We start from the raw sequence: 11277 nt of genomic DNA, 5'->3' as shown, positions 1-11277 counted from the left end.
AGGGATTAGAAGTATGAGAATTGACATCAAGGTTTTCACTATGGGTGTAATTGTTACTTCGCTCATTTGCCTACTTCATTTTCTATTAGCTTGCGGTTATCACTACCTAACGACGTCATTAGATCCATTCGGGCTATTCGACTTCTCAACGTGGTCACATCCATTTCGAAGGACAGTCGTCGGTTTTAACTTTTCAGTATTCTTCGTTGGCTTCGTCTGCAGCACAATTGTCTCAATGAGCATTTGCCACAAAGGTGTTCAATCATGAAGGTCAACGTGCTTGATTTTATAACCAGTGATTGTGGGCAAACAGCCTTTGCAACAATGAGTTTTGGTAAATATGAAATTTTCTTGGGACGAAGTTCTTGGGGAGCTCAGCTCACCTTTGGTCAGCAATGCATCATATTGTCTCGATCCATAGGCGTGTCAAAAGAGCAAGCTATTGCACTATGTCAGAGTGATTTTGAAGCAAGGGTCATGGCATGTGTGACGTTATCACCCTCGCCTAGCGATGTGAGTTAGCTACAGCGAGACATCATGTATTTAGAAACACAGATACCGCGCAATAAAACTAAGAGACTAGAGGACAAATCTATGGGATGGGATTTATTCAATCGTGAGAAGGTAAGTCAATTAAAGAAACAATTGGAGCTCGCCAACCAAAAAGTCGCGTCACAAGAGTCTGATATCAAACTTCTTGAACGTGAAAACTATGAACTAAAAGTGCAGCTCGGCAAGCATCCAAAGGTGTCAGCCAAGGTCAGCTCGACAGAGAAGAATTGGATGTCAAATCAGAACAGCAATGCTCGTAACACACCTAGACCATCTGTGTCTGATATTCCTAAAAATGAGGTAAGCCGCAGTCATACTACCTCTCACTCCTCATCCAATGACAATTTGGTTGAAGGCATGATCATTGGTGCTGCGGTCGCCACTGCCGTTTCATACTCCGATGATGCTTCTACGGACTGTTATGATAGTTCTTCTGACACGAGTTGTGGTGAATAACAAAGTTGCATTGAGAGACGGCAACCCATCGCTAACGAAATGGTGATTTCTGCCGATACAACGAGAAAGGAATTTAAAGATGCATGTGAAACTCGCAGATGCAAGCGTAAGCCGAATACAAGCCATGGATTTTACGACCTCGGTTTTAGCTGAAATTCACCTTCAAGGAATTGAAGTGCCCGTGTTAGAAATCGATGACGATAGTGATAACTTATTTGTCAAAATTACTGACCCAGATGACGAGTTGTTCGGCAAACATTACCTGAGTATTAGGTTCGATTCGGATTACTACAGCGATACCCCTGTCTACTTCGCTGAATGTCGATTGAGAATGCACTCTGGGGGGGATTTGTATATCAACGAGGACCAAGACATTGAGATCCTTCCAACAGAGTTAGAGGCAAACATAGACGCCGTATGTCAACTTTATCTCAGCCTTTTAGAGCAGGTTAAATAAATCAACCTGACTCGTGAGGTGTTTTGATATATTTTTGGTTCAAGTTGAAGATTCACATTCATAAACGGCCATACACAACAATAGAGACCGACAGAAGCAGCACAACCGGCGATTTGAATGTATTGCGCTGACAATCGATGTCTCCGTTAACGATATTAAATGTAACTACGGCAGGACGACAAGAACTGCTGATCAACAAAAGGATTTACTAACATGATACAAGGTACCGTCGTTTTTTCAGGTAACGCTAGACAGCCCTGTTTGGCTGATTACATCATCAAACTGGATGATTCTAAGACAATTCAGTCAATGAAAGTCCTACTTAGTGAGAACGAACAATCTAAGAGCACTTTCATCAACAACAATGATTTCAGTACCTACAGCGCGGTCAAAGCCGTACTTGAGAACTGCTGCTATGGGGTTCGGTTTGATTTTATCGATGTCTATTATCTGCACCCAGACTTTGATAGCTACCCTAAGAACAAGTTACCCGACATTTCGAAAATCCCCCTCAAATGGAAGCCAACCATCGACGAGTTTAAGCCTTTATCACCGATACAAAAACTCATTGCTGCATTTGGCGGAACTGTTACCCGGACAGCCGAAATGTCCAGTTTTGACACTGTAGTTGGCCAAAACGAGTTCTTTTGTGAAGAACCTTATTATGCTGCTAGGGATTTTAAAGCATCAGAAAGAGATGAAAAGTATGCTGAACTCTGTCGCCTATTTGACTTGTAGTACTCATTATTAGCAGGTTCATCGAACCTGTACTTAGAACATGCCACGGCTTTGGTATGCAGCGCCCGTTTGCGAACAGTTGGATCTGATAGCTCAACTTAAATCAACCTGCCCATTTAATTGATTGAATGGCTTCGGGCGCGGCTATCCTAACCAACGTTCGTGGAGAACAACTATGCGTATACCTACCATCCAAAATCTAAAAAAAACCGCCAAGCGTAACAAGAAAAAGTCTGGCAATACGCTGTCCTATGAGCAGCAACTACTCGCTAAGAAATATGGCTATTCTTCATGGGAGTCATTGCTTGCAAACAGACATTCCTTTATCTATCACTTCGACCAAGTTCCTTTGGTACCGTCAGACGAGACCAACGAATATTCACTCGCTCAAGTATCGTTATCACCTCATCTGAGGAATGTTGGTTCACTCATTGGCCCATCGGGTTCAGGAAAGAGCGTACTGGCAGCAAACATGGTCGAAAAGGCATTAGAATCTGGCTACGACGTTACTGTCCTTTCGCCTGATGGCGGGTATATAAACTCTAAACAGAGACAACAAAGCTACATTGAGCGTTTGCAATCGTATTCCGACTGTCGGGATATGAGTTATGGCATTTGGGCTCGACTACAAAATCAATACCCAGGCAATCTTCAAATCATCGAGGACGTCGAACCGACATTAACCTCTCACCAATCTAACCCTATAGAAACGCGATTACTCGTGATCGAGGATGGTACAGCGTTACTATCTGACGACTTCGTACAGGTGATTTGCAATGAGGCCAACGCTGGTGGACAAGTACTCGTTTTAGAGCAGCATCAGTTCGATGCCTCTCGGTTAACCAACCATATCACAAAGGAACATATAGGCTTTTTGTGTATCAACCGACAGGGTATAAAGAGATGTCATGACCTCTCTTTACCATCTAACCTCACCTCTAATGAACATAGCCTCAATCGAGATTGGATTATTCTCTCCAACAAGGGTAACAAAGCAATGATGGGAATCGGCTCTGACAGAGAGATTACTAAATCAGAATTAGTTCACAGCCTCATCAAGTAGGGTGAAAAAAGAGCTCCTATTGCTTTGGGAGCTCTTCCTTATGTACTAAATAGTGTCGAAACACTGGTATAGCCTATCTCGAATAGTCAACGACTAGGTTACATTTGCACTCGCATTGACCCTACTCCTAACAGTAGAAATCTGAATCTTCTATATGTTCAGGGTGCAACAACAAGACATCCCTGATCGAGCCTCCCCCAAGCGAGTTAGCAAAATCCTTCAATACGTTTGGTGGCACAAAATCAGAGAGTTTCTTTCTTGCAGAAATAACACCTCCGCGAGCCATATTGATGTCGACTAAAAAATCAACCAAGTCTACCTTTGGTATATCCGTCAATACAGGCAGTAATATGAGTATTTCATCGGTACTCGGTGCATGTTCTTTCCAAACCATATGGCGCACTAGCGAAGCTAGGTCCGATATTTTACTGATCTCCTCAGTACTTTTAATATCTAGTTTCTCAATACAATCCTGAATGAGACTATACATATTTATTGGCATGGGAGTTGGACCGGCTAGTCGCAAACGGGGGGATTCCAATCTACTGAACTGTGACAGATAAGTGAGCACACTTTGATCTACATCGTTGATTGAAAACAAGCTCGCCGGTGATGGATCTTCCATGATAACCAACATAACAAGATGTTCGGCTACTGTTTGTGTAATGAAACTTTCGGACTCAATATGCGTGGTAAATGTATCGTCGGCATACTCCCATGAAATTTCAAATTCGCTGACGCGTCCAAGATGGCGACCTCCACTAAAAGTGGTATTAAAAACTTCCATCAGCGCAGCGTATTGTGAGCAATAACCTTGTGCAGAGACCGTCTCAATTACGAACAACCGATCGCCAGATTCACTGTACAAAGTATGGCTATTAGTCCACATATCACCGTCATAACCAGATATCTGCTCAGCAGTACTACAGGCAAATACCCCATTGGATATAAGAAACGTTGCTAAGTCTTGATACGACCAATTAATGGCCTCTGATAACGTACGATTTACTTTTTTTTCAATAGAGTCATCAACATAGTGGAATATCACTGTGTGATTGCTGTCATTCAAATCAACGGTATAGGCTTCAATTTCATAATCAATTTTGAACGTGTAGTCATCGTACTCATCCATTTCTTTGAGTGTATAGAGCACTTCATAAGGAAAGGTTCCAAGTCTCTCGACGTAAGCAAAATCAAAAGTCCCTAACCCTTTACATGGTTCGGATACCGTCAGTGTTAGCGTGCGGTCTTCATTGTCAAAATGGATAGAAAAATATAGACCGCATATATCTAGAAACGACGATTCGTCTGTAATTGTGGATAGGCAATTGTATTGATGAGATGCAATCATTCGGATCGCGTCATCCTGATCTATTGGCGCGGTTATAGGCTCCATACCTTCATAATGTTCGTTGAATACGTCAACAGAATCTTTACTGTTGTTGTCACCTTTTAAGATCGGAAACCACTCACAATTATGATTAATAACTCTAGCTGTAATCGTGTGATCATTATGCGAGTATTGAACAAATTTAGATTCCGAGCTTATGTCTATTGTTGTGTCTGAATTGGACCGAGCATACAGAGTAGCGAAGCCTAAACCAAGGTGTTGACCACCTTCGTAGCCTTCCAAGGTAGCGAATGTGCTTACGATAGGGCCAGCGTTAAAAACCTCTCGGATGCCTTCTATATCATCAATGTCGAATTCGGATCGAGAGACCAAAGGTATTTCACTGCCACCATCAGTCAATATTCCAGCTTGAGCCAACCACACATCGATATCTGGGGCTGCATCAATTAATCCTTCAATTTCTTCTCGTTCATGATTCGATGGTTGTTTTTTAAAATCTAAGCAGTTGACCTGAGACGAAAAAATCGGCGTGGCGATCTTGACAACTTGTAGCTCTAGACGATGGACATAAGCGGTGTCCTCGACATAGGGGAACGCATCCATATATTGTTGCTTAAGCGTATCTATTTGGTCATCGGATAACTGACCATCTGTGATAGAAGAGTTGATCACTTCCACCAGCAAAGGCAGCTTGATGCATATGTTATAGTCCCCCCAATTATCTACGGTTGCAGAATAGGAATCATAAGACGTGTTATAAGCGTGCAGCTCTCGATACTCTTCTAGGCTTAGCTTATCGTGTATCACGGAGTGTACGATTTCGATGCTTTTATCAAACTGACTTACACTGTTGATAAAGAAGTGGTTCATCTCGATTTCCTTGTTTCAAAACTGCTTGGCCTAACATCTACCATTAGAAATACTCGGGGTCATCTTATCGTAGATGGCTCATCAACGTCCTGTAGCTTCCAATAACGTTCCACTTCGTCTCGCCAGTTTTGGTTCTTTACCTGTGGTACAAGTTCTAGCAAAAACATTGGGCAATCATAAGCACCAGGCCCTTCAGCCTCGCCAATAGGCTTTATACCCCCGACGAGCCAGATTATTCGGCGCTCTGCGCTATGGTTATCTTCCACTACAAGCCAGTAGCTTTCAGATGACTCCCCGCCTACCTCTATTGATATTGAGTTATGGTTATAGCTCTGTGGATACACCACAAGTGGCTTATAGCCAAGTTCCCTTGCAATGCCTTCATATAAATCGGCTAGTGCCATGCTATTTCCTACCTAGTTGTAAATACGCTTACTATATAGCCCATCGCATAGAAACAGCAATAGACTCCAAGTACGAATAGTGCCGTTTGTGTTAACGGTCGTTCATTAGCACTTGCAATCACCCTTATATTGAAGACCAATCCGACTATCCTACGCATCTACTCGGTTGGTTCGTAAACCATAGTTTGGGTGTAAACCCTATCCAACAGACTAGTTTCAACTCCTTGTTCGCCGTATAGATCCCACCCCCTCTGCTGCATTATTGAAATAGAGTTTTCTAGTGTCTTTTTGGAACGGTAGCTTAAGAGGACCGTTCGCTTACCTAATGGTTTACCGAAAATTTCAATTCTGTCTGAACGTATGAACTCACAAACGCCTCCGTGTTTTGTCACCATGTTGAATAAAGCGTTCTCTAATGCGACGTGTTTAGGGCATCGAATACAAACTAGTTGATTCGAGCCTATCAATGACATCACCTTTTTATCCAAATTATCAGGTGCGCCTTTGACGTATAAGTAAGGAGGCATGCCCCCGCCAAAATCGAACATTAACTTTTGGTAGTCTTTGTTGTTCTTGATTATTAAGCCGTGCACCATTGCCACTATGATAGCAACGCTTAAGTAGGGGAATAAGTGTCCACCAAAACTCTCATGCGCGAGAAAAGCCAACGCTAGCAAACAGAAAAATGTAGTTGATGGGAATACCCCCACGGCCATCATCACGATCCTATATGACCTTCTCGCTCCAGATTTTGAGGCCTGCACTATGGTATCTGATGTAGAGTCCAGTTCTTTGTGTATGTCTTGTTTAATGCTCATGCAAGAAGTCTCCTATTTTCAGCCCTAGTTAATTAAACGAGGAATCAAGAAGAGTGCTAGACCAATCAAACAAGTTGCTAGAATGGGATAGTTGACGATTTTTTTATGTTCTAAGAAATACACACTGAGGGCCATTAAAGGACAGCCCAACATAGCTAATGGCATCCATAATGGCATTTTGCTCGTGTTCATGAACCCAAGCATAGCCAATGCAAGCATACAGGCGCTCATGACCAAAACAATCCAACCAAATAGGTTGTGTGGTTGCCAAGTAGTGGTCGAGTTACTTACGTCAGCCATATTCACGTATTTCCTTATTTACAAATCCAAAGAGATTGATGGTTGTTCGACGATTGTTTCTAATGCTAGAGCTGTAGCTGTATCAAGAGATACCTCTCCATTCCGGTATGCCTTAACCACTGCGTTAAACTTGTGGTTGTCGCACACACAAAAAGCTAGATTTATCTCGTATTTGCTATTCATCAGACTTGCAATATGACTGATTGCCTCTGTACTGCGCATGTACTTATCCTTGTTGTCCTGCGAACTGCCCCTCAATTAATGCACGTCCAATGTGAAAGCAAAGTCCGATTGACAACAATCGCACTGAGTTTCGTATTCCGTGAATGACACCAACCTATCGGTTTCGTAGTCACTCGCTTCCACTAGGACGTTCTCTGTACAAAAAGGACAGTCAACACACACACTAAAAACCGTTGCTTTAACGACCTTCAGAGGCTCTTCATTAACAGTTTTACTCGCCATTAGGTCTTCTCTGTTATTAAACACTTTTACCGGATAGATCCCCGAAGCCCCGAGGTAATTTGCACCTCTCTCGCCTGCGTTGGAGCCGCATAATCCATGACGTTCGATAGTTACCAACTGGCTTAACGGACGTTTCGAACAATCCTCGCTGTAAATCTGATACTCGGGTTTTAATCATGCCATGGCCTTAGCTTTCCATGTATTTAATTAACGGATTGAACTCGCATGTTTGTGCTGCATCAACTTGCCTGATAATGAGGAGTTCTGGTGCCATCAGCACTGAAAAACTATTCCAACTTGGAACAATTATTGACACTGCTTTCATCGGCAAGAGATGTAGGTGATCACGCCAGGTTACTTTAGCCCCTGTACAATAAGCATTAATGGCTAAGTCCAACTCTTGATATTCAGTCAGCCCAAAATGGTTCGTATCATCCAGTATTTCTCTTAATTTACCCTTGACAGGTATAGGAAAAACGTCAGTTTCCAGAAGTTCACTGTAGGCATCATGAACAGTAATTTTGCCTGTCCCTTTGTCACAACCAGCAAGAGTTAACACCACAAACAATGCAAATATGATTAAGCGCATCACTTACTCCTCTTCATTAGCTCTTTTTAGGGCATCGATTGAGTAATATTGCGCCGCAATACCTTTAACCGTCTCATCACCGTCACTTGACTTAAAAGCCTGTCTATCAGCGTCACTTACTATTGTATTCGCTTCGAGACTAGCATCGTCTTCCGAGTTTAAATGACCCTCATAAAGCGGATCTGCACCAATGTAGATTGCCTCTGGTGCTTCTGGCCATTCGTCTCTTAGCACATCAAACTCACCCTCATTCCACAACCGAAGGAAATTCATGCCATCTTCGGTTTCTAGAGCAAACTCAATCGCGGCTACTGCGGCATTACACATGTGTTTTCCTCGATTTGTTGTCACTGATTTCGAAAAGATCTTGAATGTCTTTACCGACAACTAAGACAAAGATTGCAAATAGAGCCAACATTCCAAAGCCTCCCACCCCGGCTATTAACAAGTCGTCAAGCGTGGCTTCTAATATAAGAAACTGCCATGGGGTATCTGTGTCAGTACTCATCTCAGCACCAGTCATAAAAAGAGCCACAGTAAAGGCGAAGAAACACATGGCTCCACCTTTCCCACCAGCACTAATTTGCACAACCTTTATAACGGCAACAACCGTCAGAAGTACCTTTATACAATTCATTAGAATATCCAGATGCACCCCAAACTCTCCCGTTGTTTCTGACTCTGTATCGCCAGCATCTAGCAAGACTTAGTTATGTATTAGATGTCTTTCATTGACTGTTATACACAGAATCATCACGACCTTTAGCGATTAGAGGGCCTAATATCGTCCGTTATTTGCAGTTCGCGTTGATAGAAACTGATAACGTTACAAGAACGAATGAGGTTGATACCGGATGGAACGGATTTAGTGCTAAGTCTGAGATGTATGATTGTATAAACCAATCTAAAGCACGTTAGCAGGCAGCAGTAGGAGTATTGCTTGCCCATGAAATTACTAAGGAAATTTGCTCATGTTTAGAAAGTTTTTAAACTCAAAAGCATTTGGCGTCATCTGCATAGTCTATGGCCTAATATCACTTGATGCAGCATTGGCGATCACCCCTTTTGGAGACTACTTATCAGGGGTTCAAAATGAAGTCTACTCAATTTGCCTTCAGCTGATTTCAGAAGTTGGCTTTCCAGAAGGACAATGTTCTTGGTATTTGATAACTGAGTTAGCAATTTTCAGAATAGTCGCTATTTTTAGCCTTTTGTTTGGCTTGATGTGCATCGTAACTAAGAGACCTACCCCTCCTAAAAATGAAGCAATGTAATATAACAGGACATCTGATCATCGCTGATTAACTGCTCTCTCGTTACTGAGGTTGTAAACTTATTAACTACTCACCAATCCCCTTCTTTGAAGCGGTTCATCATCTCGATGTTCTGCTCCTGCTCATATCTCGGTCTCAAATATTGCTCTTGAAATAGATGAATATTAGCGATATCGAGGACGGTGACTATTCCCACATTTTCAAAGATGTACTTTATGTGTTCTTTAGACGGTGGAAGCAGGTTTTTGTCCTTATTCACCAACTGATCAAGTTCAAGCGCTGTAAGCTCATAATTCGCATTGGTCACCATCCATGACTTATAGGGTTTGAAATCATTTGGAGACTCGATAGGTCTGTATGTCAGATTCCAAGCGATGTATGGATAAGATGCCATTGTTGCAATAAGACCAAGCACGATGAGGCTTGCGCCAACGACAAGATTGTTTGTCATTGCTGGAAGTCCAAGCAAGATAAGAAAGCGAGAAAAATAGAGTATCCTTAGAAAGTGGCAAAGTCCCTGCATTGATATATAACTTTGATGTTTCATCGTAGTAATTCCTTAAAACGCCATTTGTTTCGATTCATGCTCGCGATAACGATTAGGTCTCATCAAAAAATCGTGGTCAGCGTCGGTATGTTAAATAGAAATTCGGCTTTACCCTCTGCGCTATCTGTCGGGTAGATATCGACAGCCAGTGGTTCTCCACTCGTACCCAAGTCAATCGTTGTAACGACTGTTTGCCCCGGTTCTATGACAACGGTACCCGATGCAGAATCGACTGAGATACTAAAATCAGAGTCCAATCGATTAGTAAGCTCTACTTGTTGTGGTCCCGTTGCTAACTGCCCGTTATCTAGAGCCAGCGGCTCATCACTGTAGATTTTCGCTAGAGCATTCCCATTGACGTCATACAGCTTTTGTCCGTCAGCCGGTAAATATTGCTGCAAATCGACCACGATCAGGTTACTTGGTGTGTACCCAAACGTGACGGTCTTGGTCGTCTCATTTCCTTGACTATCTTGTGCTTTAACAATTAATTGGTACCTTTCCCCTGCCTCATAGTTGAGGGTCGGAAATATTCTCGGTTTCGACACTGACCATGTGCCATCGCCATTGTCGAATATAGCAAGGTAAACGTCCTCATTAGCGTCCGAGCCTTTTAGTTGAGCACTGATCGGCTCCGCAGGTGAAAAGTCGGTTACCTCTAAAGAGATGTACTCAATATCAGCGATCACATCTGGGAATGGCTGTCCTTCATAGACAACGTTCAAATATGGAGAGACGGTATCTATCGTATACAGTTCTGTTGTCGTTGTGCTGTTGTCATAACTGTCCGTCACCGTAAACTCGAATGGGACGTCAGCTTCTACATCAAGACCACTGACATCAAACGTATAGACCCTATTGTTGTGGTCAATCCATTGATAGTCCTTTTGTGGTAGCGTGACAGTGCCACTTGGAAGAAGCGCCTTGGCGGTCACGGACTTAATTACCCACATCCCAGATGTCCAGTTTGAAGTGGTATCAGCATCGTAAGTTCTTACTGTTATGTCCTGAGAACTTTCGTTGTAGCTGAACCCATTGAATGTCGGTGCATTAAAATCCCAATAGGTATAAAGATATCCATAGTGCACGGACATGGAACCGTCTTCTTTTCGAGCATGCGTCGAATATGGTGAATAGCCTTTCCCAGACTCCCGAACATAGTTCGTGTTGATATCGCAATACGTGTCACCCACTTCAATAAAACACTCACCGCCGCCGCTTACTGTCATACTTTGACGATAATTTCGTGTCTCGGCGAAGAGTCTCACCCAGTTAATCGTCAACGGGACATTCGTTCTCGGCGTATGGGACTTGACCCAATCATTAGACAAGGTGGTTTTGTGCCATACACCTGTCCCCCTCGGTGCTTCGTCCACTCCCGGTCCCAGGGAGA

General features: G+C 42.8%; 16 protein-coding genes. 5 read left to right on the top strand and 11 right to left on the bottom strand.

The genetic code is table 11. The features are described 5' to 3' along the window. Positions 1 to 594: 594 nt before the first annotated feature. The 4 genes from J4N45_RS09870 to J4N45_RS09855 all read left to right on the top strand — a co-directional run bounded on the left by J4N45_RS09870 (position 595) and on the right by J4N45_RS09855 (position 3266). Positions 595 to 1008, top strand: coding sequence for a hypothetical protein (locus J4N45_RS09870; RefSeq protein WP_252011231.1), 414 nt, complete (start codon positions 595 to 597; stop codon positions 1006 to 1008). A 79-nt stretch (positions 1009 to 1087) separates the two neighbouring features. Continuing rightward, on the top strand, positions 1088 to 1465 hold the full coding sequence (locus J4N45_RS09865) for a hypothetical protein (RefSeq protein WP_252011230.1): 378 nt from the start codon (positions 1088 to 1090) through the stop codon (positions 1463 to 1465). A 213-nt stretch (positions 1466 to 1678) separates the two neighbouring features. Further along, positions 1679 to 2203 (top strand): hypothetical protein, encoded by a 525-nt coding sequence (locus J4N45_RS09860; RefSeq protein ID WP_252011229.1) that lies wholly within the window; start codon positions 1679 to 1681, stop codon positions 2201 to 2203. A gap of 175 nt (positions 2204 to 2378) precedes the next feature. Beyond that, positions 2379 to 3266 carry an ATP-binding protein gene (locus J4N45_RS09855; RefSeq protein ID WP_252011228.1) on the top strand — a complete coding sequence of 296 codons (888 nt, stop codon included), beginning with the start codon at positions 2379 to 2381 and terminating at the stop codon, positions 3264 to 3266. A 127-nt stretch (positions 3267 to 3393) separates the two neighbouring features. On the opposite strand, the gene J4N45_RS09850 is transcribed toward J4N45_RS09855, so the two are convergent. The 9 genes from J4N45_RS09850 to J4N45_RS09810 all read right to left on the bottom strand — a co-directional run bounded on the left by J4N45_RS09850 (position 3394) and on the right by J4N45_RS09810 (position 8700). Next, complete coding sequence (locus J4N45_RS09850; protein WP_252011227.1) at positions 3394 to 5487, bottom strand: hypothetical protein; 2094 nt, start codon at positions 5485 to 5487, stop codon at positions 3394 to 3396. A gap of 59 nt (positions 5488 to 5546) precedes the next feature. Beyond that, positions 5547 to 5891: a hypothetical protein gene (locus J4N45_RS09845; RefSeq protein ID WP_252011226.1), complete on the bottom strand. Its 345-nt coding sequence runs from the start codon at positions 5889 to 5891 to the stop codon at positions 5547 to 5549. Between the two features lie 158 nt (positions 5892 to 6049). After that, a complete protein-coding gene (locus tag J4N45_RS09840; RefSeq protein WP_252011225.1) occupies positions 6050 to 6709 on the bottom strand; it encodes a hypothetical protein in 660 nt (219 codons plus the stop codon). Between the two features lie 24 nt (positions 6710 to 6733). Continuing rightward, positions 6734 to 7009, bottom strand: coding sequence for a hypothetical protein (locus J4N45_RS09835; RefSeq protein WP_252011224.1), 276 nt, complete (start codon positions 7007 to 7009; stop codon positions 6734 to 6736). An 18-nt stretch (positions 7010 to 7027) separates the two neighbouring features. Next, entirely contained in the window at positions 7028 to 7231 is a 204-nt protein-coding gene (locus J4N45_RS09830; protein ID WP_252011223.1) for a hypothetical protein, read from the bottom strand. Positions 7232 to 7267: 36 nt separating this feature from the next. Further along, positions 7268 to 7474 (bottom strand): hypothetical protein, encoded by a 207-nt coding sequence (locus J4N45_RS09825; protein ID WP_252011222.1) that lies wholly within the window; start codon positions 7472 to 7474, stop codon positions 7268 to 7270. A 187-nt stretch (positions 7475 to 7661) separates the two neighbouring features. Beyond that, positions 7662 to 8063 (bottom strand): hypothetical protein, encoded by a 402-nt coding sequence (locus J4N45_RS09820; protein WP_252011221.1) that lies wholly within the window; start codon positions 8061 to 8063, stop codon positions 7662 to 7664. Positions 8064 to 8066: 3 nt separating this feature from the next. Next, complete coding sequence (locus tag J4N45_RS09815) at positions 8067 to 8390, bottom strand: hypothetical protein (protein WP_252011220.1); 324 nt, start codon at positions 8388 to 8390, stop codon at positions 8067 to 8069. Continuing rightward, complete coding sequence (locus tag J4N45_RS09810) at positions 8383 to 8700, bottom strand: hypothetical protein (protein WP_252011219.1); 318 nt, start codon at positions 8698 to 8700, stop codon at positions 8383 to 8385. The genes J4N45_RS09815 and J4N45_RS09810 overlap by 8 nt, the downstream gene beginning before the upstream one ends. 334 nt (positions 8701 to 9034) lie before the next feature. Here J4N45_RS09810 and J4N45_RS09805 point away from each other — a divergent pair, with 334 nt between their 5' ends. Continuing rightward, positions 9035 to 9337, top strand: coding sequence for a hypothetical protein (locus J4N45_RS09805; RefSeq protein WP_252011218.1), 303 nt, complete (start codon positions 9035 to 9037; stop codon positions 9335 to 9337). A gap of 70 nt (positions 9338 to 9407) precedes the next feature. Here J4N45_RS09805 and J4N45_RS09800 read toward each other — a convergent pair whose 3' ends face one another. Then, a complete protein-coding gene (locus J4N45_RS09800; RefSeq protein WP_252011217.1) occupies positions 9408 to 9884 on the bottom strand; it encodes a hypothetical protein in 477 nt (158 codons plus the stop codon). 62 nt (positions 9885 to 9946) lie between these two features. Then, the gene (locus J4N45_RS09795) at positions 9947 to 11260 is read right to left on the bottom strand and encodes an Ig-like domain-containing protein (protein ID WP_252011216.1); all 1314 of its coding nucleotides are present in this window, start codon (positions 11258 to 11260) and stop codon (positions 9947 to 9949) included. Positions 11261 to 11277: the final 17 nt, after the last annotated feature.

Origin of the sequence: Vibrio sp. SCSIO 43140 (assembly GCF_023716585.1) — a bacterium.
GTDB classification, from domain to species: domain Bacteria; phylum Pseudomonadota; class Gammaproteobacteria; order Enterobacterales; family Vibrionaceae; genus Vibrio; species Vibrio maritimus_B.
The sequence above is the reverse complement of the archived record's forward strand: the minus strand, read 5'-3'. Positions and strand labels throughout refer to the sequence as shown.